The sequence below is a fragment of the Paenibacillus sp. FSL R7-0179 genome, assembly GCF_038002265.1.
Lineage (GTDB): Bacteria > Bacillota > Bacilli > Paenibacillales > Paenibacillaceae > Paenibacillus_AQ.
Map to the genome: position 1 here is coordinate 80,897 of NZ_JBBOCC010000002.1, position 24,812 is coordinate 105,708.

The window sequence follows — 24,812 nt, forward strand, 5'->3', positions numbered from 1 at the left end:
AGAGGCTCTGCAAAAAACAGATAATATCTTTAGATCATAAACAAGTGAGTGAGTAAAAGAAAGGGGGGCCATAACATGCGCGGCAATAAATTGTCCCAATTCGGTCAGCAGGTATTTTTCGTTGGCCCGGCATTATTGTTTTTTACCTTGATCATGATTATTCCGTTTCTGATGGGGATGTACTACTCCTTCACGGACTGGAACGGCGTATCCGGTAATGTAAGCTGGGTCGGCTTTGAGAATTTTAAAAGTATTTTTACGAATGATCACGACTTCTGGTCATCCTTCTGGTTTACCGTGAGATTCACCGTGCTGGGTGTGATCTTGACTAACATAGTAGGCTTCTTCCTGGCCTATCTGTTGACCAAACCTTTGAAGACACGCAATATGCTCCGGACCATTTTTTTCATGCCGAATGTGATCGGGGGTCTGCTGCTCGGGTTCATCTGGCAGTTCATCTTCATCAAAGGCTTCTCCACGATGGGCGATCTTACGGGTCTCTCCTTCTTCAACCTTCCCTGGCTCGGGGATGCGACCACCGGCTTCTGGGCGATTGTCATGGTCTTCATCTGGCAGTCCTCCGGCTATCTGATGGTCATCTACATCGCTTCGCTCAGCAACGTCTCCAAAGAGGTGCTCGAAGCGGCCGAGATTGACGGCGCCTCCCGGATGCAGGTGCTGCGCAACATCATCTTGCCGCTGATTATGCCTGCGGTTACGATCGGACTGTTCCTGGCGATCTCCTGGTCCTTCAAGATGTTCGACCTGAACCTCTCGCTGACCAAAGGCGGACCGTTCAAATCGACGGAATCCGTAGCGATGAACATTTATAACGAAGCCTTCCTGAACAACCGTTATGGTCTGGGTACGGCTAAGGCGCTGTTATTCTTCCTCATTGTAGCGCTGATCACGGTCATTCAGGTCCGTATAACGAAGAGCAAGGAGGTAGAAGCTTAATGAATGCCAAGACCAAAAGCAGATGGAATATCGGCATTGAAGTGATGATGATCCTTCTGGCGCTTCTGTTCCTCTCACCGTTCTACTTCCTGCTGGCGAACTCGGTGAAATCCTTCGGTGAGATTCTGAGCGACGCGGCCAGCTGGCCGCAGACCTTCATGTGGTCGAACTATACGAATGCCTGGAAGCTGGCCCGGTTCTCCGAGGCCTTCCGCAACTCGCTGATTATTACGATTATCAGTGTAGCGCTGATCTCGCTGTTCAGTGCGATGGCGGCGTACCGTATGGTGCGTGCCAATAACCGGTTCAACCAGATTCTGTTGCTGCTGATGGTAGCGGCGATGGTGGTGCCGTTCCAGACGATCATGATTCCGATCCTGAAGGTCGTGAATGTCCTGGGCATTAACAACTCCTTCACAGGTCTCATTATCTCCCATCTGGGCCTCAGCATTCCGATGGCGATCTTCCTGTTCCACGGCTTCATTAAGTCCGTGCCGCTGGAGATTGAAGAGGCGGCCACGGTAGATGGCTGTAACCCGATCTCGGCGTTCTTCCGGATTGTATTGCCGCTGCTCAAGCCGATGCTGATGACCATTATCGTACTGAATGCGCTGGGGATCTGGAATGACTATTTGCTGCCGTCCCTGATTCTTCAGGCACCCGGACTGCGGACGATTCCACTGGCGACCTTCTCCTTCTTCGGCCAGTATACGAAGCAGTGGGATATGGCGCTTCCGGCACTGACCATCGGGATTGCCCCGATCGTCATCTTCTATCTGTTCATGCAGCGTTACATTGTTGAGGGAATAGCGGCTGGCTCGGTGAAGGGTTAATTCACCGGGCTCCCGTTCCACATAAGAAGCAGTTAAATTATTCAAGGGGGAAATATCCAATGAAGAAGAAACATTCTGCACTGATGATGTCATCCGTAATGCTAATGTCAGTAGTGCTCGCGGCTTGTGGCGGCAATGCCGATAAGTCTGCCTCAAATAATGCTTCGAATGGAAGCGCTGGCAACAGCGGCGCTGTGAAGACGGTTAAGATTTTCCAGTTCAAGACCGAGATCGTGGAAGGCCTGAATGAGCTGAAGGTGGAGTTCGAGAAAGAGCATCCTAACATCAAGCTGGATATCCAGACGGTTGGCGGCGGCGCAGACTATGGCGCAGCGCTGAAGACCAAGTTCGCGTCCGGCGATGCTCCTGATATTTTTTCCAATGGCGGGTATGCGGAAATGGCACTGTGGCAGGACAAACTGGAAGACCTGTCCGACCAGCCTTGGGTGAAGGATCTGATTCCGCTGGCAGCAGAGCCTATGACCAAGGACGGCAAAACCTACGGGATGCCAATGAACCTTGAAGGAATCGGTTATGTCTATAACAAGGACCTGTTCGCCAAGGCCGGGATTACAGAGACGCCAAAAACCATTTCACAGCTTGAAGAAGCAGCTAAAAAGCTGCAGGCGATCGGCGTAACTCCGTTCGGCAACGCTTATCAGGAGTGGTGGCTGCTGGGGATTCAGGGGATTAGCGTAGCTTTTGCCCAGCAGGATAATGTGGATGAATTCATCAAGGGCCTGAACGACGGAACTGCATCCATTGTTGGGAATGAGAAGTTCAAGGATTGGAGCAACCTGCTGAACCTGACGGTAAAATACGGCCAGAAGAATCCGCTGACCACCGATGCCAACACTCACCTGGCGCTGTTCGCCAAGGGCGAAACGGCTATGATGCAGGAAGGCAACTGGGCACAGACGCTGGTGGACAACATCACGCCGGACATGAACATCGGGATGTTCCCGATGCCGATCAACGACGATGCAGCAATGAACGATAAGCTGTCGGTGGGCGTTCCGGCGAACCTGGTAGTGAACAAGGAATCCGGCTCCAAGGAAGAAGCGAAGACGTTCCTGAACTGGCTGGTGACTTCGGATATGGGGAAAGAGTATATCGTGAAGAAATGGAAGTTCATTCCTGCATTGTCCACCATTCCGGCAACCCCTGAGGATATCGGTCTGCTGGGTGCGGATGTCTGGAATTATGTAAAAGAAGGCAAGGTCTACGGGCTGCAGGCCTCCAAATTCCCTGATGGCGTTACACAAGAATTCGCCAGCTCCATTCAGGAATTGATTGCCGGTAAAGTAGATGAAGCCGGCTGGGAGAAGAGCATGCAGGCTGCCTGGGATAAGCTGAAGAAATAAGCAGGCTTCCCTGGACTAGCGGAGTAACTGCAAGCGTACAAATAAAGTTCCCGAAGGGAATAGCTTGGATAAAGTGGAATGCCCGGGACGCTCATGCCCATCTCAGTGAATGAGGTGAGGCGGGGCGTCCTTTCGGGTTTCGGGTTAACAGGTGCTTGAGGTATACTCGAAACAGAGTCTTGTACATTACGATAAGAGGGAGCTGGGCACAATTCGGGAGCGGAATCATTACAGCAACGTGCAAATCGGTGTCGACTATTATCCTGAGCATTGGGACGAGTCTATGTGGGAGAAGGATATCAAATTAATGAAGGAAACCGGGGTCAAGGTTGTCCGGGTTGCGGAATTTGCCTGGAGCCGGCTGGAACCGGCGGAGGGGATCTTTGATTTCGCCTGGTTGGACCGTGCGCTGGAGCTGTTCCATACTTACGGTATCCGGATTGTGATCGGGACGCCGACAGCGACAGTGCCGCGCTGGCTGACGGGTGCTTACCCCGATGTGCTGCCTGTATTCGGTGATGGAAGCGTATTCTACCCCGGTGTGCGCGGTCACCGCTGCTACAACAGCAATTCGCTACGAAAATATGGCCGCCGGATTATTGAGGCGCTTGCCCGCCGTTACAGCAGCCACCCTGCGGTTATCGGCTGGCAGACGGATAATGAATTCAGTATGCTGGATTGTCATTGCGAAAGCTGCAACCTGGCGTTCCGGGACTGGGTTCAGCAGAAGTACGGGACGCTGGAGCGGCTTAATTCGGAGTTGGGAACCGTGGTCTGGAGCGGAAGCTACAGCAGCTGGAGTGAACTGACGGTTCCTTATGGCGCTTCACCTTTTCAGAACCCCTCGCTCCTGCTGGACTTCCAGCGGTTCCAATGGGATTCAGTGATTGCCTTTCAGAAGTCGCAGATTGATGTGCTACGGGCGATCTGCCCACATCACTTCATCACCCATAACTTCCACAGTTATCCGCAGCGGCTGGACATGCACGGGCTGGCTGAGGAGCTGGATGTGGCGGCCTTCGATTATTATCCGAATCCTTCGCCTAAGAAACAGGCCACTGCACCTTACAGCGGTGCCTTATCCCTGGATCTGACCCGCGGTATTAAACGCAGGGGCTTCTGGATCATGGAGCAGCTTAGCGGCCCTCCGGGCTGCTGGTTCCCGATGTGGCGCACTCCGTATCCCGGACTGATCCGTGCATATGCCTGGCAGGCGATTGCCAGAGGTGCGGATACCGTAGTGCATTTCCGCTGGAGAAGTGCAGCCGCCGGAGCAGAGCAGTTCTGGCATGGCCTTATCGATCACAGTAATGTGCCCGGGCGGAGATTTGCCGAATTCGCGGAGCTGTGCGGTGAGGTGAATGCTCTGGCTCCGCTGCTGGAAGGGACCGGGGTTATGAGCCAGACAGCTATCCTGTATTCGCACGAGCAGCTGGCTGCGCTGCGGATTCAGCCGCAGGCGGAGGGGCTGGACTATTATGATAACATCAAGCAATATCACCGGGCGTTAACCAAGCGTGGCATCAGTTGTGATGTGGTGGACTGGCGTCAGCCGCTGGAGGGCTACAAGCTGGTTATAGTCCCGAGCCTATACCTGCACGACGAAGAGGCGGCCCAGGCGCTGGAAGCCTTTGCGGAAGGCGGCGGCACGGTCATTCTGATGAGCCGAAGCGGTGTGAAGAACATGAATAATGTCTGTGTAATGCAGCCTCTCCCCGGGCTGTTCGCGCGTGCGGCCGGCATAACGGTGGAGGAATATGATCCGGTTGGAGTTGAGGTTCATACGCCGTGATGCTGAGGGGAATCTGTATGCATGCAGCCAATGGTGCGACATTCTTCGTCTGGAGAGTGCGCAGCCGATAGCCTGGTATGAAGATGATTACTATGCCGGAGTTCCTGCGGCTACAGTGAACCGCTTCGGGGCGGGCAAGGTATATTATATCGGAACCTACCCCGGCGAGAATTATTGGCTGAAGCTTCTGGGGGATATCGCGCTGGACGCAGGGCTTGAGCAGTTCGAGGAACTACCGGAGGGCGTTCAGGTCTTCAAGCGCACAGGAGAGAACCGGGAGCTGCTGTTCCTGCTGAACCTCAGCCGGACGGCTCAGAACATCCGGCTGGACAAGAACTACCGCAGCGCGCTAACCGGCACTCTGGAGACTGGAACCGTCATGCTTCCGCCGTTTGCTGTTCAGATCCTCCAAGCTGTAAGCGGTGGCCGGCAGTAAGCCTGAATCAGGCAGTAGGGTGACGTCTATTCTCCGGCAGACGGGAGGCCAGGGAGATCACAGGAGCTTTGGGCTGTGGCTTCCGCCTTTCGGTCTGATGCTTCTGAGCCGCCATAAGCTCCTCTTGGCGGAACCGGGTTAGGAGGTCATGAACAGTTCTGATTTCACTCGTACCGGTCGCTATTTCTATGCCATCCGGGTTACCGGGCAGCCGGAACTTCCACTGTTTGTTATCCATTGTGCTCACTCCTAGAAATTTGTCAGTTGGGGTCTCGCGTCCCTGTTATATTTCCATCATAATCCGTGGAGCGGATCATGTATAATGAAGGGAAATGATGGAGGCCATCACTGCGGCTGATGGATGATCCGGGGGGAGCGATGCGGCGTGGATACGGGTCTTCTGAAAGTATTTCTAGCGGTTGCCGAAGAAGGAAGTATCTCCAAGGCGGCCCAAAGCCTGAATTATGTACAGTCCAATGTAACCGCAAGAATTCAGCAGCTGGAGCAGGAGCTGAAGACTCCGCTGTTCTATCGGCATAGCCGGGGGATTACCTTGACCTCGGCCGGACGGACGTTCAAGGAGTATACGGTCAAGATTCTTAATCTGCTGGATGAGGCGAAGCTGGCGGTGTTGGATTCGCCGGTGCCTACAGGCTTGATTAACATAGGATCGGATACGACGGCGGCAGTGCGGCTGCCTGCTATCCTGTCCACTTACCGGGGATGCTACCCGGAGGTGGAGGTGCATCTGCAGGTCGGACGGGCGGGGGAGCTGATCGAGTCGGTTCTGCAGCATCAAGTGCAGGGGGCCTTAATGGACGGGCCGGTGGAGCACCCGGAGATTGTCCAGGAGCTGCTCATTCATGAGCGGATTGGGCTGGTGATTCCCGATAGTATGGATTATGAGGGTATCCTCTCTGTTCATGACAAGACCCTGCTGATGCTGAATTCAGAATGCCTGTACCGGAACAAGCTGGAGAACTGGCTGGCGGAAGAGGGCGGACGGCTGGGTAAGGTGATGGAATTCGGGACGATGGAGGGATTACTCGGCTGTGTCAGGGCGGGGATAGGCTACGCAGTGCTGCCGTTATCCTATTTCACACGGATGAATGTCACGGAGGGCATCCGGATCTATCCTTTCCCCGAGCAGTATGCAGAGGTGCCGACGGTATTCATCCGGCGGCGCGACCTCTATATGACGAGCGCGTTCCGGGAGTTCATAGAAGAGCTGAAGGCAGGTCTGCCGGAAGCGGAGACTTATACAGACACGCTGCAAGGCAGCGGCGGTGCCGTGGAGGAGCAGGCGCAGTGAAGGTATAAGCGTAGGATAATAATAAGATGCGAAGCACGCGATGTGGCTGGCTCTCGCAGAAACGGATACCGTCCATTTATAAGGAAAGTATCCGTTTTTGTGTTGTATACAATGGGCTGCTGCGAAGGCGATAGGCCGAATGTATGCGAAAAACCGATCACATTCGGGTGCCCCGGCGGCGTAAGGCCAAATGTAATCGAAAAACCGATCACATTCGGGTGCCCCGGCGGCGTAAGGCCAAATGTAATCGGAAAACCGAATACAATCTTACTTGCTACTCAGTGCAGCTTCCTGAACTGCTCCGGCGTAACCGCCGATTGCTTGCGGAAGGTGGCTACGAAATGGCTGACATCGCGGAAGCCGACCAGCTGCGAGATGGCCTTGACGGTAAGCTCGGGCTTCGCAACCAGCAGCTCCTTGCTCTTGCGGATGCGCAGCCGGACGAAATAAGCATAGGGTGATAGCCCGAAGGTCTGCAGGAACAGGCTGTTCAGATATCTGCCGGATACCTCAAGGCGGGAGGCGAGATCACTGAGGCCTATCTCTGGATCGCCATAATGGCTGTCCATCCATTTCAGCAGCGGCTGAAGCTTGTCTACATTGCGGGAGATTGCCGTGTTGTTATGCAGCTGCCCGTATTTGTTCAGGGTCAGCAGGAAGCGGTAGGCATCGCTGGACTCTCCCAGACTGAACATGTCATTCGAAGCATCGTGGCGGTCCAGCATCTCCCTTAGCATCCAGCATAGCGGTGCCCCGTTCTCCCAGCGGTAGAACAGGCTGGTGTTCATCCCGAGCGAATCCAGAATATGCCGGGCTGAGGTCCCGCCGAAGGTGAGATAATAGGTGCGCCAAGTCTCTGAGGAGAGCGCTTCATAGCGGTGCGGAGTACCGGGCATCAGCAGAATGCCGTTGCCCTCGGTGAGGGTGAGCTTCTTGTTGTCGAAGTGGATCATTCCGCTGCCATGTGCCGTCTGCAGCCAGTGATAGGTGTGATAGCCTTGCGGCCGGGAGACCTGCTCCTGATCAGGGTTATAACCCATACTGTCGAGGGTGATGGGGAGCAACTGGCCGCTCTCCTGGGCGAATACGATTCTGCGGACGGCATCCAGTGACATTCGGGTTCATCTCCTGTTGTTCCATATTATTATATTAAGATTCATTAATATTATATTTATAGCGATAGAAGTAACGATTAGAATAAGAATATACTTATACTATAAAGGATGTGCGTAGCGTGATCAACGAGAAGTTACCTAAGATCTGGTACGGTGGAGATTATAACCCGGAGCAATGGGAGGCCCCGGTCTGGGCAGAGGACGAGCGGATGTTCAAGCTCGCTGGCATCGACGTGGCAACCATCAATGTGTTCTCCTGGGCGCTGATTCAGCCGTCTGAGGATACGTACGATTTCACGGGTCTGGATGAGCTAATCGACCGCTTATATAAGAACGGCACCTATGTATGTCTGGCTACGGGTACAGGGGCGCATCCGGCCTGGATGGCTCACCGCTATCCTGAAGTGACACGGGTGGATGTCCAGGGCCGCAAGCGCAAATTCGGCGGGCGTCACAACTCCAATCCGAACAGCGCAGTGTACCGTAAATATGCGGCGCTGCTGGCCGGCAAGCTGGCTGAGCGCTATAAGGATCATCCGGGCCTGGTGGCCTGGCATATCTCTAATGAATACGGCGGCTATGATTACTCCGAGCAGTCCGAGGCTGCTTTTCGCGTCTGGTTGAAGGAGCGTTACGGAACACTGGATACGCTCAACAGAGCCTGGAATACCCGGTTCTGGGGCCATACCTTCTATGACTGGGAGGAAATCGTTGTTCCGAATGAGCTCAGTGAAGAGTGGGGCGGCAACCGGACCAACTTCCAGGGGATTTCTCTGGACTACCGCAGGTTCATGTCGGATAGTCTGCTGGAATGCTACATCCTCGAATATGAGGCCATCAAGGCGCACAGCAAGGATATTCCGGTTACGACCAATCTGATGGGCTTCTACCCGGAGCTGGATTATTTCAAGTGGGCAAAATATATGGATGTAATCTCTTGGGATAACTATCCGTCATTGGACACCCCGGTCAGCTATACGGCGATGACGCATGATCTGATGCGCGGCCTGAAGAACGGCCAGCCGTTCATGCTGATGGAGCAGACGCCAAGCCAGCAGAACTGGCAGCCGTACAATTCCCTGAAGCGCCCCGGCGTCATGCGCCTCTGGAGCTATCAGGCGGTAGCGCGGGGTGCCGACACCGTGCTGTTCTTCCAGCTGCGCCGGTCCATCGGCGCATGTGAGAAGTACCACGGAGCGGTTATTGAGCATGCAGGGCATGAGCATACCCGAGTATTCCGCGAATGTGCTGAGCTGGGCCGGGAGCTGGAGAGCCTGGGCGGCGAGCTGCTGGATGCACGCAGTGCGGCGCAGATCGGGATTATCTACGACTGGGAGAACCGCTGGGCGCTTGATCTCTCCAGCGGCCCGTCCGTTGCACTGAAATATGTGGACGAGGTCCATAAGTACTATGACGCGCTCTATCAGCAGAACATCGAAGCGGATATGATCGGGGTAGAAGAAGATCTGTCGCGATACAAGATTATCATTGCACCGGTGCTGTATATGGTGAAGCCGGGCTTCGCCGAGAAGGTAGAAGCCTTCGTCCGGGCAGGCGGAACCTTCATTACAACGTATTTCAGCGGGATCGTGAATGAGAATGATCTGGTTACGGTTGGCGGGTATCCGGGAGAGCTGCGCAAGGTGCTGGGAATCTGGTCCGAGGAGATCGACGCCCTGCTGCCGGGCATGAGCAATGAAATCGTAATGAATAAGGACTGGGGAGCCCTGAACCGTTCTTATGCCTGCGGCCTGCTCTGCGACCTGATTCATCCCGAAGGCGCAGAGGTGCTTGCTCAGTATGGCACGGATTTCTATAAAGGCATGCCTGCCCTAACGGTGAACAGCTTCGGCGCTGGTAAGGCTTATTATGTGGCCACAAGTCCCGATGCGGCTTTCCTTAGCGGCTTGCTCGCTAACCTGTGCGCGGATAACGGTATTGTGCCGCTGGTCAGCGCACCGGAGGGTATCGAGTCGGTGCAGCGTGTGAAGGACGGCGTATCCTATCTGTTCCTGCTGAACCATTCAGCAGAGGAGCTTCGGGCGGATATCGGCACCGGCGAGCGGACCGATCTGCTTACCGGGAAGAGGTTCAGCGGCTCGACTCCGGTTCCCGGCCGCGGTGTGCTGATTCTCTCAGACAAACAGTAAGGCACGACAAAGCAGTCCCGAAGGCCGTTCATTAAACACGGCTGGCCGGGACAGCTTTTTTATTACAGATTCAGTTCTATTGAGTGAAGGAGCCGAAGTCCGTAATCTTCAAATCAACGGTGACATGAATAGGGGTCCGGCTGAACTCCTCATCCCAGTGATCCTCCAGCTTCCGCCATAACGCGGGCTCCTGAATACTGAGCCTGGTGGAGAATCCGGCCGCATCTGCTTTGTAATTGGACTGGAGCTTGTGAAGCAGGTTCTGCATCATCTGCTCCAGCCGCTTCTTGAACAGCTTCTCTGCTTTTTGGGGAAGATGGGTGGCAGCAGGGTATTCCTCTGCGTTCCAGGTTTCAATCAGCCTTCCTTCCGTTTTAATGTTGACGTCGAAGGACAGATGGTCGCCGTCTACTTTGGACGTAATTTTACTTTTCATGGACTTGAGTTCGTAGGTAATGGGCTCATTGCTCCAGTCGTAGGTCTTGATGACCCCGCTTTGCCCCCCGTTGGTCAGCCAGCTCAGACATTCGGTCTCTTCCTGATTCAGCGGGCCTACCCAGTGCCCGGTATCTCCCTTGATGACTCCGGCTCCCGAGAATTCAACCTCACCATTCGCCGTTACCAGGTTCTGCAGCGCATAACTGCGTTTGGAGTGCATATTGGCATCCATTTTCGATAAAATCACAGGGTCCAGCACCTTACTGGTTCTCTTCTGGTTGCGCAGCATATCTCTGATGTGAAAGGAAGGGATTTCATTTTGTTGCTTCGAGACCATGGTGTCTGCTGCCCGGTCTTGGCTTAGGAACACCATCGTACTGGGGCGGATGTCATTATCCCGAAGGACGAAATCCAATAACTGGTTGATCTTCTGCTGCTTGAGCAGCTTACTGGAGATCACTATAACCTTGAGGTGGTGGCCGATGATCGGCCGTTCACGCAAGATCGAATACTGACGGAAGATCTCCAGCACAGAATCTCCCGTTCCGGTTACATTCATATAGGGTGCACTACTACTGCTGCTGCCGCCTTGTTTATCCGCCCCTCCCACAGAGTTAGCCGGAACCATCTGCACAGTGGCGGTAATCTTATTCTTTTTATAATAGGTGGCGCCCTTGTCCTCCAGCTCCTGTTCTGTGGGCGAGAACTCTCCGATATCCAGAGCCAGGCCAGCGTATAGGGCCAGATCCTCAATCTCTTTACTGCTCCAGCAGGAGGTCAGTGTGGCAAGGATCAGCAGACAGCACAGCACCACCAGGATTCGTCTACACATGCTGCTTCAGCCCCTTCACCCGGATCAGCCAGACGACAGAGAGCAGGACAGGCACCAGCAGGAACAGCCCCAACCCCATCTTGCCTATGGTATCTCCGAGTGCGAACAGGTCGCCTAAGGATTTGGGCAGCATGGCCGAAATGAATAGAAGCGGAACCAGTGCATAGATAACCGGGTGCACCTTAAGCTTGAAGATCTGTGACAGACCCAGCGAGGACTGGAAAAAAAAGCTGCTGAAGTTGCAGAACATCTGCATCAGCCAGATGACCATGAACGGGAATTCCAGACGCTCGAAGAAAAATCCCGGCACCTCAAAGCTGCGCAATAGATCGATAGTGGGCCAGGTGCTGGTGATGGCGGAATCAATAGAGATGCCTCCGATTACTATAATAATAGTCAGGAAATAGATGGACAGCAGGATGGTCAGGCCTCCAAGCATGGCTTTGACAGCCTTTTTGGGGTCCTCCATGAACGCAACAATCGTCATGGCTACTTCACACCCGGTGAATACAAGCACAGTGGATTTGAGCCCTGCAAATACGGGGGACCATCCGTTACCGAGTACAGGACGCAGATGATCGATATCGAACATCCGCAGGCTGAGCACGAAGGAGATGAGCAGAATCATAATGCTGATCGGAAAAACAATGGTGAAGACACGGGCTATAGAATTGATGCCTCCGTACACCAGGTAGGTGCTCAGCCAGAGAAAAGGAAGAATCACTGCCCAGATCGGAGTTCCCTCCAGCAGAAAAAACAGGGTAACCTCGGCCAGTGTACGGATCTCAAAACCGGCGATCGTGATGAAATACAGGATTAACAGCATGGACAGAAGGCCGCCGATGAACCGGCCGGTCAGCAGCCTTGAGTACTGAAAGACGGTTTTTCCCGGAAATTGCTGGCTGATCTTCACCATAAGAAATACAGCCAGCATCACAATGGCTCCGCCGAGCAGGGTGGAGATCCAGCCATCCGGGGTTCCGACACTCTTGCTCACGCTGCGCGGCAGTGTGAGAATACCCGCGCCCAGCAGTGTATTGTTCAGGAATATAGCCGTTTGTGTAGCGGTAATTTTATCATCGGTACGTATGAACATACTGCATTCCTCCTTATACCAGGTGCGGTTATGATCTTCGTTTACTCTGTTTGGTCTTCATCATTTTCGGTCTGCGCTTCATCAGTGCCATCGGAGCGCGCAGGAACAGATCCTTCCAGTCATTGAGCCGGAACGGGGAGAGCGGGGTCAGATAAGGCACTCCGAAGCTCTTGAGCTTGGTCAGGTGGCAGCAGATCAGCAGGAAGAACAGAATGGTCCCGTACATTCCGAGCACCGAGGCGAACAGCATGCCTGCGAAGCGCAGCATCCGCAGGGTGATTCCGGCACTGTACATGGGAATGGAGAAGGAGGAGATGGCGGTTACGGCGACCGTAATGACCAGGAACGGACTGACGATCCCGGCCTGGACCGCTGCATCACCGATGATCAGACCGCCGACGATGCCCATCGCCGGACCGATCGGCTTCGGCAGCCGGATGCCCGCTTCCCTAAGAATCTCAATGGCGACCTCCAGAATCAGCACCTCTATCAGAGAAGGGAAGGGCACACCCTGCCGGGTCTTAATAATCGTGATCGCCAGCTCTGTAGGAATCAGCCCCGGATGGAAGGAGATGAATGAGATGTACATCGCCGGAGCCATCAGTGCAAGGAAGGAGGCGAGAAATCTCAGTAGCCGCAGCAGAGTGCCTGGCAGCCAGCGCTCATAGTAGTCTTCCGGCGACTGCAGCAGCATGCTGAAGGTCACCGGTGCGATTAGCACAAAGGGTGTGCCATCCAGCATAATGGCTACCCGCCCTTCCAGCAGGGCACTGATGACCCTGTCCGGCCGTTCGGTGTTCTGCAGCTGCTGGAACGGACTGAGATAATTATCCTCAATGAGCTGCTCAATATAACCGGATTCGGCCAGGAAATCCATATCGAGCTTGCCGATCCGGTTCTTGATCTCGTCCAGCAGGTCAGCGTTCACGATATCCTTCATGTAGGCCACAACAATCTCCCTTTCAATAGCGGTCCCTGCCCGGAAGGATACCATCTCAAGCTGATCGCTGAGGCCCTGGCGGCGCAAAATAGAGGTATTCTCGCTAAGCACTTCCGTGAAGCCCAGTCTCGGGCCGCGGAGCAGTGCTTCGGAGACCGGCTCGTCCGCCTGGCGGCTGGGAGCACCGGGCATCTCGATCAGGAGCCCGCAGGGCAGCCCTTCGATCAGTAGGGCCGCATGGCCGAAGAGGACAGACTTATTGAAGTCCCTGACATGCTCTTCTTCCCGAAGCTCGCTGAAGGGGAGGCGAAGCCCGGCCAGTTCAAGTGAAGACTGTGGACCGGCAGGCATCTCATACATCAGGTAATGCATGACTTCCATACTGAGCAGCCGGTCGCTCTGCATCCCGTCGACATGGATGACGACTCCTTGTGCACCAGTGTTCGCATTTGTGAATGCTCTGAAATGGACATCGCTGTTGTTGCCGATGCCGGATTTAACCGCCTGCAGGTCAGCCTTAAGATCACCGGTAAACCGGGCGGAGGATTCCTCCGGAGCCAGCGGTGGCTGCTGCGGAAGGGTTCTTGCGCCGTGCCCGATCTGGCCGCGTCCGCTGCCTACCAGCTTGTAGAGCGATTTATAGAGAAAGGCCAAGAGCAGCGGAACAAGCATAGCCACACCCGCCTGGGCGAAGATTGCCCAGCCGGGTATATAGGATAGAATCATACCGAACAGTGTAATCATCCCCAGCTTTCGAATTTGGGTATAACGGAGTATGAGCTTTCATCTTCATGCAGTTTTCCAAACTTTATCTAAATTTACTCGTAATTACCGAAAAAAAATTTGGCACAGCGGGTCCGGCTTATAGGCTCCCCGGGTCCGGCAGCCCTGCCGTGCGAAATAAGATATAATGCATAGAGTACAGGTTGTTCCATACATTTCGGAATGAAGCAGTCAGGAGAGAGGCGTGCACATGAAGACTTTACTGGTCACAGGCTACCGGGCCCATGAGCTCGGCATTTATGACAGCAAGCATCAGGGCATTCCTTATATCAAAAAAGCACTCGCGAACCGGATCATTCCGCTGGTGGAGGAGGGACTCGAATGGGTCATCACTCCCGGGCAATATGGCGTCGATCTGTGGGCTTGCGAGGTGGTGCTGGAGCTGAAGCAGCAATACCCCGGGCTGAAGCTGGGCATTATTACAGCCCATGCCTCACCGGAGGAGAAGTGGAAGGAAGAGAAGCAGAATGAATACCGCCGCATTGTGGCCGGAGCCGATTACTACGGAGCCGTTAGCAATGCCCCCTATGACGGGAGCTGGCAGTTCAAGGCCAGAGATGATCTGCTGCTGCGCAAAAGCGACGGGATTCTGTTGTTCTACGACGAGGATGCAGCGGAGAGCAGTGCGAAGTTCACGAAAGAGCGGGTCGTGAAGCTGCATGCCGAGGGCGATTATGAGCTGCATCTGATGCATGCCGAGGAGATTCAGAGCATTGCCGATGAAGAGAACCGGCATGACTATGATTGAAGGAGAGATGTTCATGAATGAGAAGACGGCTTATCCCGAGGATATCTGTTACGTCATTCTGCTGAGTCCCACGGAGCAGGACCGCAGGGATATGGAGATCATCCGGGCGCATGTCAAGCATCTGCAGGAGCTGGAGAGAAGCGGACAGCTGGTGCTGTGCGGACCGTTCAGTGACAGCCCCGGCGGGATGGTGATTATCCGCGCAGCTTCCCGTGAGGCAGCGGCTGCTATTGCAGAGCGGGACCCTTATGTCACCTCAGGAATCCGCAGCTACGAGCTGCGCACCTGGGGCCTGTCCCATGAAGGCAACAGGCATATGGGCATAGCCGCAGATTAGGCACTGTATCAAGAATTATAGAGCATAGAGTGAAGTTGAATCAGATGAAGCTGCGGAGTGAAGGCGGCTTGCGTACCTTATAGTTCTGCTCATAAGCATAGGCCAGTCTGACAAGCACCGGTTCTTCATAGGCTCGGGCGGAGAAGGTTACGCCGAAGGGGACTCCGGCTGAGGTATAGCCTGACGGCACAACGATGGACGGATATCCCGCTCTTGAGGTAATCCGTGCGCCGAAGTCAGCGGGGAACAGCAGAGCGTCAAGCTGATGCTCGCGCATGGTAGCATCGATTCCCAGCTCCTTGCAGAGCCTGAGATCTGTCATACGGTCACGCAGATATTGCGGCTCAGTGAAGGTGCCGGAGGTCGTATGCTCAGCATCTAGCAGGGTCGCTTGCCCGAACTTCAGCGTCTGGACCGGATGGGCATGATTGAAATCAATAATATCCCTTAGGGTGCGCACCGGTGCACCCGGACCCAGGCGGGCCAGGTAGGCGTTCAGCGAGGTTTTGAATTCATTCAGCACTACGGATGAATAGCTGATCTCCCGTGCTGTTGTAATCTCGGCCGGATCAATGATGGTCGCTCCAAGCTCCCGCATTCTCTCTACAGAGGCATTGAATAGCGCAAGCTGCTCCTCCGTCAGCTCCTCGAAGTAATAATCGCGCGGAATTCCGATTCTTGCTCCCCGCAGACCGTCTGCATCCAGGAAAACCGTATAATCCTCATGAACCTTACCTCTGTTCGTACCCATGGCCGCATCGCCGGCATCCTGGCCGAGCAGGGCATTCAGCAGAAGGACGGCATCCCGGACCGTTCGTGCCATAGGCCCGGCAGTATCCTGCGTGCTGGAGAGCGGCAGAATACCCGAGCGGCTGATTAGCCCCACCGTGGGCTTAATACCGATAATAGATCCGAGATTGCCGGGATTGAGGATGGAACCCGAGGTTTCCGTTCCAACGGAGACAGTGCAGAAGTTACAGGCCACCGCTACCGCAGATCCGGCGCTGGAGCCGCCTGTCGGTGTGGAGATGTTGTAGGGATTCAGCACCTGCCCGCCCCGGGAGCTGTAACCGGAGGGCATGCCATTCGTCATGAAGTTGGCGAATTCTGTCATATTGGCCTTGCCCATAATGATAGCTCCCGCCTCGCGCAGCCTGCTGACGATGAAGGCATCCTCTCCTGCAAAAGAGTCCGCCAACGCGAGTGAGCCTGCGCTGGTATGCATGTTATCCCCGGTATTAATGTTATCCTTCAATAGCACGGGGATGCCGTGCAGCGGTCCGCGCGGCCCCTGCTCCAGACGCTCAGCATCCAGGGATTCAGCGATGAACAGCGCATCCGGATTAATTTCCAGCACGGAATTGACGGTCAGGCCGCTTTTGTCATGATCGGCAATGCGCTCCAGATACATCAGGACTAATTGTCTGGAAGTGGTCTCTCCGGAATCCAGAGCAGCCCCAATCTCCGCTATGGTAGCCTCTACAATTTCAAAACTCATGCGGGTCCACGCTTCTTTCCCTTTTGGATTTTAGTAGTATTCTCCATCATATAAGCATAGTTTTGGCTGTCTTCATAGTGTTGTTTTACGGGCGGGACGACCATGACTTTGGATGTAACTTTTAAACGGCTGATTAAAAGGGGGGCTCCTGTGGTTAAATACATCACAAGATTTAACAATACTACTTGCTGAAATCATTAGGAGGAATTGAACTTGAAGAAATGGACTACGATTTTTATGGGTGTTATGCTGACTGTTGCCTTGGCCGGCTGCGGCAATAATGAGGAACTCAAGCCCTCGGAGGGGGCTGCAACGGCTGCGCCTGCAGGAAACGCGGCTCCGGAGGCTTCCGCTTCAGCAGCGCCTGCTGAACAGACATCAAAAGGTGTTCCAACGGTTGATGAATTGGTTCAGAAATCGGTTGCTGCATCTGGTGATCTGAAGAGCTATGCAGTTGACATGCAGGTGAAGCAGAAGATTAATGTAAAGACGGCACAAGGGGACAATGCGCAAGATACTGATATGACCACGAAATCTACGTTCATTAAGGAGCCGCTGATGATGCATCAGGAGGTGCAGATGAAAACGGCTCAGGGTGACCAGAAGATTGAGCAATATGTGACTAAGGACGGCTTCTATTCCCAGATGAACGGGCAATGGATGAAGCTGCCTGCTACGATGGGTGAACAAGTCCTTACTGCTATGCAGCAGTCCGCTAACCCTGAAAAGCAATTGGCACAATTCAAGGCACTCACCGATAAGACCAAAATTACCGAGGAAGGCGATAGTTATCTGCTCTCTGCTGAGGTATCCGGAGATGACGTCAAGGAACTGGCGAAGACTTATATGAACCAGACCGGCAGCTCTGACCAGCAGATGGCTGCCATGATGGAGCAGATGAATATCAAGAGTATGAACATCGCTTACGCAGTGGATAAGAAGACCTACTTCCCAACCCGTACCGATGTAACCATGGTCATGGATATGACCAGCAATGACCAGACGATATCGATTGATATGGATATGAAGGGAACCATCAGCGATCACAACAAGGTTGATGAGATCAAGGTTCCGCAGGAAGCGCTGGATGCGAAGGAAGTTGAAATGCCAGCGGCTCCGGCAGCTCCTACAACTCCGTAACAAGCGTACCGGGCTGAATAGAAGTGTAACATATGGAAACGGCGCTGCTGTCCTGATTAGGACGGCAGCGCCGTTTTTGACGTTTGAGGGGTGATTTTAGAATTTGAACGAGTTACTGAGCATTCCTAAGGCTGCACCGGCAATGACGGAGGTGATCAGCTTGTAGAAAATATATCCGGTCACAATGTTGGCGATGGCAATCGGGTATAAGGTGTCAATGCCCCGGCTGCCGCCGCTGTTCAGCGGATGTTGGAACAAAGCCGTATTCATGCTGATGAAGACGAACAGGAAGGACAATGCCACCAGTGTGGTTGAGAAGGAGTACAGGCTGACAAATAGTGTGAGAATCGCCAGCACCAGCAGCGCCACGGCCGGAACAAGCAGCGTCCCCATCCGGGTAATCAGCAATTTAAAATCGAAGCTGACCTTCTCCAGCCGGAGAACGGCATAAGTAGCTCCGCAAGCAATGGCAAGACCTGCCGCCGTCATTAGCAGCGGCTTCAGGAAGCCGGGGCCGAAGATGGCCGAGACATCCCATTTGATGAACAGGGTGAGGAAATATAAGGCCGTCAGCAAGGCCATAAGCCCCATAGTGATCAGGCTGTTCATGAAGTGAGCTACAGGAATTTCCCTCATTGTACTGTAAGGGCGGGTAAGGGCCCTCAGGTAAAAGCTCCAATACTGCTTGCCTACCGCCTGTGCCTGCTGTACACGTTCATCCTTGAGCAGGTTGTTGAACTGCTCAGTTACCTTGCGCTGGGGCTGCGGTTGCCCAGGTTGGTTGTTTGGCCCCTCAGGATTCGTGAAGGGTGTTCCGCCTTCCGGATTGTTCATGGTGATTCCTCCTTGTGAAATTTATGGAAAATGCCAATGGCTATAGTATAAGGGGCCTCAGCGGGAAATTCTACAAATTTGCCGGAATATGCAGCAATTCATGCAAAAAAGCCCGTAAATCGTCGATATACGTCGATTTACGGGCCGGGGCCATTCTATTCCAGTGGTTCGTCCGCCACCCGGACAAAGCCCTCTTCTGCGAGATATTCCTCCGCTTCACCCGTCGTCTCGAAGGCCATCTCAAGCTGGAGACCGGCGTAGAGATACCACAGATCCTCTTCGAATCTCAGGTTCAGCGTATGGCCATCCTCATTCTTCCACAGCGACTGCGCTTCTGCTCCGCCTGTCTGCGCTTTTTTCTTTCTTTTGGAAGGGGCCGGAGCCTCGGGAATGTACATCAAGAGAGAGGTGATGGACGCATCCAGCAGCTCGCGCAGCGCAGCCTCCGAATAATCGCGGATGTTGACCAGTCCCTTATCATCCGTCTCATAGCCCCGCAGCAGCCCGGCATAGACGAAGCCGTTCCCGTTCGGGTGAATATGCGAAGCCACAGTCTTCTTGTCATGGCGGCTCTGCTCCAGGTGATAATTCACCCGTCCCAGCGAGACCTTCCGCGCCTCCAGCTGGGGATAGGAATCAAGAATAGCTATTTTCTGTTCAAAAGTAAGCATATACGCCTCCGGTTTCCACTTGTAGTCAGTTGATTATAACACGCAGTGTGGCGCGGGACTACAGGCGTGCTTCCCGGGCTCATGACTCTGCCAGCGGGAGCCGCAGCACGAAGGTACAGCCCTGCGGCGGGTGGCTGCCCAGCTCCAGGCTGCCGCCCATGGCCTCGGCCAGCAGTCTGCTGAAGGTCAGGCCCAGCCCGAGTCCGCGGAGCAGGCTCTGCTTGCCGGAGCTGCGGTAGAAGGCTTCGAAGATCCGTTCCCGGCTGTCCGGATGGATGCCCGGCCCGTTATCCGTAACGGTGATTTCGGCCTGCCCCTGCGGCGTAGACGTAAGTTCAAGCTTCAATTGAAGCTTGCGGTCCGTCGTCTTCGCCTGCAGGCTGTTGCCCAGCAGATTCACAATAATCTGCTGGATGCGAAGCGGGTCTCCCCGCAGCACAAGCGGGGTCTCCGGCAGCAGCAGGATGGGCTTATTGACCTCCTCGCTCTGGGTCAGCATCCATTGATAGAGGATTTCCTCCAGCAGCGGAGCCGCTTCAAGGTTATCATGACGGACGGCAACCATGCTTGCGGTCAGCGCATTATAGTCCAGCAGATCAGCGACCATATGCTGCAGCCGTTCGGTCTCAAGCAGAGCGATATCGAGGAATTCATTGGCCTCCTCGCCTTCGACAACGCCCTCGCGTACTGCATGAAGCAGTCCTTTGATTGAGGTGACCGGGGTCTTCAGCTCATGGGACACGCCGGCCAGCATGATGGCCCGTGACTGCTCGAACTGCTGCAGCTTACCCGCCATCTCCTGGAAGGAGACGAGGAGCTCGTGAATCTCTCGCTCTCTGGCCCCGGTCTCAAGCACGATATTATACTGGCCGCTGCTGATCTGCGCAGCGGCGGCAGCCACCCGCTGAACCGGTTTGGCCAGCTTGATTGACAACAGATAGATCGTCAGCCAGCTTAAGATAATCAGGAAGACGATAATGACCGAGAAGAAGGTGATCTCCTCCGTCGGAATGTGACGCAGGGAGCGCTTGGACTGCATAACCAGCACTTGCCCTAGCGTGCCCTCGTCGCCCTTGATCTGTGCGGCAGCCGCCTTGTATTCAGGCGTCCGCGAATCGGTCAGGCTATCATTGAGCTTGTACCGCATCTCCTCGTCCGTCATCGGAGGCTGGGAGTATAACAATTCGCCTTCAGGTCCGGTGATGATTACGCACATCTCCTCAGTTACCTTGAAGAAGCGTTTGCGGTCCTCTACCAGCCTATTCAGATTCGGAGTAATTGCTAATTGACCGTCTGTATCCACGCTCCGGTCAGCGATCTCCTGCGCCAGCAGGCCGGTCGTCTGCATCCGGTTGCTCATCGCCTCCTGCTGCATCCACCATAAGGTGAACAGCGCTGTCAGCAGCAGCCCGATGCTGATGATCAGCAGATACCTCAGAGTCCAGTAAGTGAGAATGGAGGTGGTCTTCTTCTTGTTGCGTTTCTTCTTACTCTTATTTATGTTGTCCATAATTGATATCCTGTTCCTCTCAGTGTACGGATCTCGCCCTCATGTTCCGGCCAGTGCGAGAGTGCCTGACGGAGCCGCTTGATGGAGAGATCCACGGCCCGGTCGCTTCCATCGTAGTCCATCTCCCATACATGCTCCAGCAGCTGGTCGCGGGTGCAGATCTGATTCGGGCGCTCGGCCAGGAACAGCAGCACCGACATGTCGCGCGGGCTGAGGCTGACCTCAGCCCCATTCAGAAAGATGCTGCGCGCCGAGAAATCGATGAACAGACTGCCGAAATGGCGCTTGCGGCTGCCGTCCGACCACTGCGAGGGACGGCGCAGCACCGCCTTGACCCGTGCGACTACTTCTTCGGGAATGAAGGGCTTGGACATATAGTCATCGGCTCCGCCGTCCAGTCCCGCGAGCCTGTCATTGATGCCGTCGCGGGCGGTGAGCATGATGACCGGACAGCTGCTCCGCTCACGGATGAGCTGCAGCAGCTCGAAGCCGTCCATCTCCGGCAGCATGATATCGAGCAGGACAAGTGAGGGCGGTGTTTCCTCGAAGGTGTCCAGGGCACTCCGGCCGTCTGCTGCCCGGGTGACGTGGAAGCCTGCTTTTCGCAGATAGGCACTAAGCACCCGCGCGATGGCTTCTTCATCCTCAACGATCAGAATAGATTGCATAAGCTTCAGTCCCTTAATTAAAATTACGACAATTCTATCATATTCCCGGCTTGCCCGCTTTGACTTATTCCCGACATATTGCTCTGGTAGAATGAGATTCAGCTGGAACAAGCGAGATACAGAAAATGGAATGGAGGAGATCGTATGAAGAAGAGAGCAGTCGCTATAACCGCAGCCATCGTAATTATTGCAGGAGCCATCACCGCTTTCATCTTAGTGAACAACAGCCTTGGCAATAAGGTGGAGATTGAATCGGTGATACCTGAGCAGGCTCAGGACAGCGGAGCCCAGAAGGAAGGAACAGCCAACGCGGCTGCGGCCGCTGCTGCGGTAACGCCGGAGCAGTTGAACGGAACCTGGAACATTACAGAGCCGTCCAAGGTCTACTGGTCTGTGACCACATCCAAAGAAACCGTGAACTTCGTAGACCCCTCCGTTAAGGGAACCTGGAAGGTGAATCTGGAGGATGCCTCCGCGATGACCGGCGAAGGGTCGGTAGACATGAACGCGCTTGATTCGGGAACCGCCCAGCGGGACGAGCATGTTAAGGGATCGGACTTCCTGTCCGTGGCAGAGTTCCCGGAGGCCACCTTCAAGGTGAAGTCCTTCTCGGAGCTGCCGAAGGAATGGACAGAGGGTACAGCGGTGCCGGTACAACTTAAGGGGATGCTGACCGTGAAGGGCATTGAGAAGGAAGTCACGTTCGACTCACAGGCCGCATACAGCGGCGGAGAGCTTAAGCTGTCGGGTACGACTACCGTAACCTTCGAGGATTTCGGCCTCAGCAATCCGCACTCCATCGTGCTCAGCACCGAGAACAACCTTGAGGTGCGCCTGGAGCTTGTGCTTAAGAAATAATATAGGGTTTGGAGATTCCCCTTCCCGTTTGCCGTGGATTCGCGGCTGGCGGGGAGGGTTTTTGAGGTAGGTTGGGCTGTTGCGGCGGCGGGGGCTGTGGAGGATGTATGTGGAAAAGCGAACACATTAGGCCGGTGCGGGGCGTATGAGCGGAATGTATGTGGAAAAGCGAACACATTAGGCCGGTGCGGGGCGTATGGCCAAAATGTAATCGAAAAACCGATTAGATTAGGCTGGCGCGGGGTGTATAGCCAAAATGTAATCGAAAAACCGATTAGATTAGGCCGGCGCGGGGCGTATGGCCGAAATGTAATCGAAAAACCGATTACAATGGGCTGGCGCGGGGAGGATGGCTATTCGGAGGAGCGTCTGCGTTATTGGTTCGGGCTGTAATTACCGGCCTGTATGAAGCTTGAGGGTCCCGGCGGGAGGCCAACATGTACACAACAGGGAGATTTTGATAGAATCAGAGGGACCTGAGCTTCATTAAGAGGAGGATTTGACTATGGCAGAAGATAACGCTTACAAGGTAAAATGGGGCATTCTCAGCACTGGCTGGATCGCCCATCAGTTCGCTACGGATCTGGCCCATGCCGGCAACGGTGTAGCTTATGCGGTCGGCTCGCGCTCGCAGGAGAGCGCGGATAAATTCGCAGCCGATCACGGCATTCCTGTGGCATACGCCACCTACGAAGAGCTTGTGAACGATCCTGATGTGGACGCCATTTATATCGGCACACCGCATCCGTTCCACCGGGAGAACGCGCTACTGGCCCTGCGTGCAGGTAAAGCCGTGCTGTGCGAGAAGCCTTTTACCGTGAACAGTGGTGAGCTGGAGGAAGTAGTCGCCTATGCCCGCGAGCATAAGCTGTTCCTGATGGAAGCGATGTGGAGTCGTTATATCCCGGCGCAGGTGAAGGTGCGGGAGTGGCTCGTAGCCGGGAGAATTGGTGAAGTGCGGCTGGTGAAGGCGGACCTGGGCTTCCGCGCCGACTGGAACCCGGAAGGACGTCTGCTGAATCCGGCCCTTGGCGGCGGAGCGCTGCTGGATGTCGGCATCTATCCGGTGTCCTTCACCTCGATGGTCCTCGGCCCCCATCCTGAGAAGGTCAGCAGTACTGTCCATATTGGAGAGACTGGCGTGGACGAGCATTTCTCGCTGCTGCTGTCCTACGGGGATGGCGTGTCTGCTTCACTCAACGCCGGCATCCGCCTGAATCTGGATGATGAAGCTTATATCTATGGAACGGAAGGCCGTATCGTGGTCAATGGCACCCTGGTTAATCCAAAATCAGCCGAGCTCTACGTAAACGGCGAATTGGTGGAGAAGTTTGAAGATGACCGCACCTCGGTCGGATACTGCTTCGAGGCGGAAGAGGTAGGCCGTTGTCTTCAGGCCGGACTGACCGAGAGCCCGGTGATGCCGCTGGATGAATCCATAGCCCTGATGAAGCTGCTGGATGAAGTCCGGGCGCAGTGGGAACTGAAGTACCCCGGCGAATAAAGGCAAGCGGGAAGCTGCCGGGAAGGGAGAGAGCAAATGACATTAACGATGGACCGTTATCAGGGCTGCCTGCAAGGGCTGGCCGCCGGGGATGCGCTGGGCACAACTGTAGAGTTCCAGGCACCCGGAACCTTCAAGCCAATGACGGATATGGTCGGCGGCGGGGTATTTGGTCTGCAGCCTGGACAGTGGACAGACGATACCTCGATGGCGCTCTGTCTGGCGGAGAGCCTGCTGATGGTGCAGACCTTCGATCCGGTGGACCAGATGCAGCGTTATGTGAAGTGGTACCGCGAGGGAGCGCTGAGCAGTACAGGCCGGTGCTTCGACATCGGCAACGCGACGCGTGAGGCGCTGCACCGGTATGAAGCGAGCGGGGAGGCTTACAGCGGATCAGCGGACCCGTTCTCTGCCGGCAACGGGTCGATTATGCGTCTGGCTCCGGTGGTGATGTACTACGCAGAGCAGCCCGCCGAGGCGATCCGTTATGCAGCAATGAGTTCAAGAACCACACACGGGGCCGCCGAGTGTCTTGCTGCCTGCCGCCTGCTCGCGGCGTATATTCTCGCCGGTCTGCACGGCTGGAGCAAGCAGGAGATGCTGGCGCCGGAGGCCTTCCGTGAATGGCTGGATGAAGACACGCTGACGCCGCATATGCTGAACATCAGGCAAGGCTCCTACAAGCTGAAGGAGCCGCCGCAGATTCAAGGCTCGGGCTATGTCGTGGAGTCGCTGGAAGCGGCGTTATGGGCATTTCATAAGTCGGACAGCTTCGCAGAGGGCGCCCTGCTCGCCGTCAATCTCGGCAATGACGCCGACACCACCGGTGCCATCTACGGCCAGATCGCCGGAGCGTACTATGGCCTCAGCGGCATTCCGGCCGAATGGAGCCGTAAGCTGGCAATGCGTGAGCTGATCAGCGGCTATGCGGGGCGGCTGTTTACGGAGCGGATGCAGTAGCAGTAAGCGGGATTGATAAGGTGCATGTAGGAGGCG

General features: G+C 54.9%; 24 protein-coding genes. 14 read left to right on the plus strand and 10 right to left on the minus strand.

The annotated features are described in order from the left end of the window. Positions 1-75: 75 nt before the first annotated feature. The 5 genes from MKX63_RS17160 to MKX63_RS17180 all read left to right on the plus strand — a co-directional run bounded on the left by MKX63_RS17160 (position 76) and on the right by MKX63_RS17180 (position 5,382). A complete protein-coding gene (locus tag MKX63_RS17160; RefSeq protein ID WP_341018798.1) occupies positions 76-957 on the plus strand; it encodes a carbohydrate ABC transporter permease in 882 nt (293 codons plus the stop codon). Continuing rightward, on the plus strand, positions 957-1,790 hold the full coding sequence (locus MKX63_RS17165) for a carbohydrate ABC transporter permease (RefSeq protein ID WP_341018802.1): 834 nt from the start codon (positions 957-959) through the stop codon (positions 1,788-1,790). The genes MKX63_RS17160 and MKX63_RS17165 overlap by 1 nt, the downstream gene beginning before the upstream one ends. Positions 1,791-1,849: 59 nt before the next feature. After that, a complete protein-coding gene (locus tag MKX63_RS17170) occupies positions 1,850-3,154 on the plus strand; it encodes an ABC transporter substrate-binding protein (protein ID WP_341018804.1) in 1,305 nt (434 codons plus the stop codon). A gap of 151 nt (positions 3,155-3,305) precedes the next feature. After that, entirely contained in the window at positions 3,306-4,946 is a 1,641-nt protein-coding gene (locus tag MKX63_RS17175; RefSeq protein ID WP_341018805.1) for a beta-galactosidase, read from the plus strand. After that, positions 4,927-5,382, plus strand: coding sequence for a beta-galactosidase trimerization domain-containing protein (locus MKX63_RS17180; protein ID WP_341018808.1), 456 nt, complete (start codon positions 4,927-4,929; stop codon positions 5,380-5,382). Before MKX63_RS17175 ends, MKX63_RS17180 begins: the two co-directional genes overlap by 20 nt. Positions 5,383-5,389: 7 nt before the next feature. Here the strand turns inward: MKX63_RS17180 and MKX63_RS17185 are convergent, their stop codons facing one another. Beyond that, on the minus strand, positions 5,390-5,620 hold the full coding sequence (locus tag MKX63_RS17185) for a hypothetical protein (RefSeq protein WP_341018811.1): 231 nt from the start codon (positions 5,618-5,620) through the stop codon (positions 5,390-5,392). A 147-nt stretch (positions 5,621-5,767) separates the two neighbouring features. Here MKX63_RS17185 and MKX63_RS17190 point away from each other — a divergent pair, with 147 nt between their 5' ends. Next, complete coding sequence (locus tag MKX63_RS17190) at positions 5,768-6,694, plus strand: LysR family transcriptional regulator (RefSeq protein WP_341018813.1); 927 nt, start codon at positions 5,768-5,770, stop codon at positions 6,692-6,694. A 278-nt stretch (positions 6,695-6,972) separates the two neighbouring features. On the opposite strand, the gene MKX63_RS17195 is transcribed toward MKX63_RS17190, so the two are convergent. Beyond that, positions 6,973-7,809, minus strand: a complete 837-nt coding sequence (locus MKX63_RS17195) for an AraC family transcriptional regulator (protein WP_341018815.1) — start codon at positions 7,807-7,809, stop codon at positions 6,973-6,975. Positions 7,810-7,928: 119 nt separating this feature from the next. Between MKX63_RS17195 and MKX63_RS17200 the strand changes: the two genes are divergently transcribed. After that, entirely contained in the window at positions 7,929-9,959 is a 2,031-nt protein-coding gene (locus MKX63_RS17200; RefSeq protein WP_341018817.1) for a beta-galactosidase, read from the plus strand. Between the two features lie 76 nt (positions 9,960-10,035). Here MKX63_RS17200 and MKX63_RS17205 read toward each other — a convergent pair whose 3' ends face one another. From MKX63_RS17205 to MKX63_RS17215, 3 genes are read right to left on the minus strand one after another with little or no spacing between them, the layout of a single operon-like run. Beyond that, positions 10,036-11,229 carry a Ger(x)C family spore germination protein gene (locus MKX63_RS17205; RefSeq protein ID WP_341018819.1) on the minus strand — a complete coding sequence of 398 codons (1,194 nt, stop codon included), beginning with the start codon at positions 11,227-11,229 and terminating at the stop codon, positions 10,036-10,038. Further along, entirely contained in the window at positions 11,222-12,325 is a 1,104-nt protein-coding gene (locus tag MKX63_RS17210) for a GerAB/ArcD/ProY family transporter (RefSeq protein WP_341018820.1), read from the minus strand. Before MKX63_RS17210 ends, MKX63_RS17205 begins: the two co-directional genes overlap by 8 nt. Positions 12,326-12,353: 28 nt before the next feature. Beyond that, positions 12,354-14,000, minus strand: coding sequence for a spore germination protein (locus MKX63_RS17215; RefSeq protein WP_341023073.1), 1,647 nt, complete (start codon positions 13,998-14,000; stop codon positions 12,354-12,356). Positions 14,001-14,238: 238 nt separating this feature from the next. On the opposite strand from MKX63_RS17215, the gene MKX63_RS17220 reads away from it, so the two are divergent. Together MKX63_RS17220 and MKX63_RS17225 are read left to right on the plus strand one after the other, a co-directional pair. Beyond that, on the plus strand, positions 14,239-14,796 hold the full coding sequence (locus tag MKX63_RS17220; RefSeq protein ID WP_036731292.1) for a DUF1273 domain-containing protein: 558 nt from the start codon (positions 14,239-14,241) through the stop codon (positions 14,794-14,796). Continuing rightward, entirely contained in the window at positions 14,783-15,133 is a 351-nt protein-coding gene (locus MKX63_RS17225) for a YciI family protein (RefSeq protein ID WP_341018822.1), read from the plus strand. Before MKX63_RS17220 ends, MKX63_RS17225 begins: the two co-directional genes overlap by 14 nt. Before the next feature lie 40 nt (positions 15,134-15,173). On the opposite strand, the gene MKX63_RS17230 is transcribed toward MKX63_RS17225, so the two are convergent. Then, positions 15,174-16,631 carry an amidase family protein gene (locus tag MKX63_RS17230; protein WP_341018824.1) on the minus strand — a complete coding sequence of 486 codons (1,458 nt, stop codon included), beginning with the start codon at positions 16,629-16,631 and terminating at the stop codon, positions 15,174-15,176. A 213-nt stretch (positions 16,632-16,844) separates the two neighbouring features. Between MKX63_RS17230 and MKX63_RS17235 the strand changes: the two genes are divergently transcribed. Further along, on the plus strand, positions 16,845-17,771 hold the full coding sequence (locus tag MKX63_RS17235) for a DUF6612 family protein (RefSeq protein WP_341018826.1): 927 nt from the start codon (positions 16,845-16,847) through the stop codon (positions 17,769-17,771). 96 nt (positions 17,772-17,867) lie between these two features. Here the strand turns inward: MKX63_RS17235 and MKX63_RS17240 are convergent, their stop codons facing one another. From MKX63_RS17240 to MKX63_RS17255, 4 genes are all read right to left on the minus strand, one after another. Next, positions 17,868-18,605 (minus strand): hypothetical protein, encoded by a 738-nt coding sequence (locus MKX63_RS17240; protein WP_341018828.1) that lies wholly within the window; start codon positions 18,603-18,605, stop codon positions 17,868-17,870. A gap of 155 nt (positions 18,606-18,760) precedes the next feature. After that, on the minus strand, positions 18,761-19,276 hold the full coding sequence (locus tag MKX63_RS17245) for a hypothetical protein (protein ID WP_341018830.1): 516 nt from the start codon (positions 19,274-19,276) through the stop codon (positions 18,761-18,763). Positions 19,277-19,355: 79 nt separating this feature from the next. Then, positions 19,356-20,786, minus strand: a complete 1,431-nt coding sequence (locus tag MKX63_RS17250) for a HAMP domain-containing sensor histidine kinase (protein WP_341018832.1) — start codon at positions 20,784-20,786, stop codon at positions 19,356-19,358. Beyond that, on the minus strand, positions 20,774-21,454 hold the full coding sequence (locus tag MKX63_RS17255) for a response regulator transcription factor (RefSeq protein WP_341018834.1): 681 nt from the start codon (positions 21,452-21,454) through the stop codon (positions 20,774-20,776). The genes MKX63_RS17250 and MKX63_RS17255 overlap by 13 nt, the downstream gene beginning before the upstream one ends. 144 nt (positions 21,455-21,598) lie before the next feature. Here MKX63_RS17255 and MKX63_RS17260 point away from each other — a divergent pair, with 144 nt between their 5' ends. The 4 genes from MKX63_RS17260 (at position 21,599) to MKX63_RS17275 (ending at position 24,776) form a co-directional block, all read left to right on the plus strand. After that, the gene (locus MKX63_RS17260; protein ID WP_341018836.1) at positions 21,599-22,312 is read left to right on the plus strand and encodes a YceI family protein; all 714 of its coding nucleotides are present in this window, start codon (positions 21,599-21,601) and stop codon (positions 22,310-22,312) included. A gap of 33 nt (positions 22,313-22,345) precedes the next feature. Next, positions 22,346-22,705 (plus strand): hypothetical protein, encoded by a 360-nt coding sequence (locus tag MKX63_RS17265; protein ID WP_341018838.1) that lies wholly within the window; start codon positions 22,346-22,348, stop codon positions 22,703-22,705. 112 nt (positions 22,706-22,817) lie between these two features. Next, positions 22,818-23,816, plus strand: coding sequence for a Gfo/Idh/MocA family protein (locus tag MKX63_RS17270; RefSeq protein WP_341018840.1), 999 nt, complete (start codon positions 22,818-22,820; stop codon positions 23,814-23,816). A 36-nt stretch (positions 23,817-23,852) separates the two neighbouring features. Then, complete coding sequence (locus MKX63_RS17275; RefSeq protein ID WP_341018842.1) at positions 23,853-24,776, plus strand: ADP-ribosylglycohydrolase family protein; 924 nt, start codon at positions 23,853-23,855, stop codon at positions 24,774-24,776. The last annotated feature ends 36 nt before the right edge of the window (positions 24,777-24,812 follow it).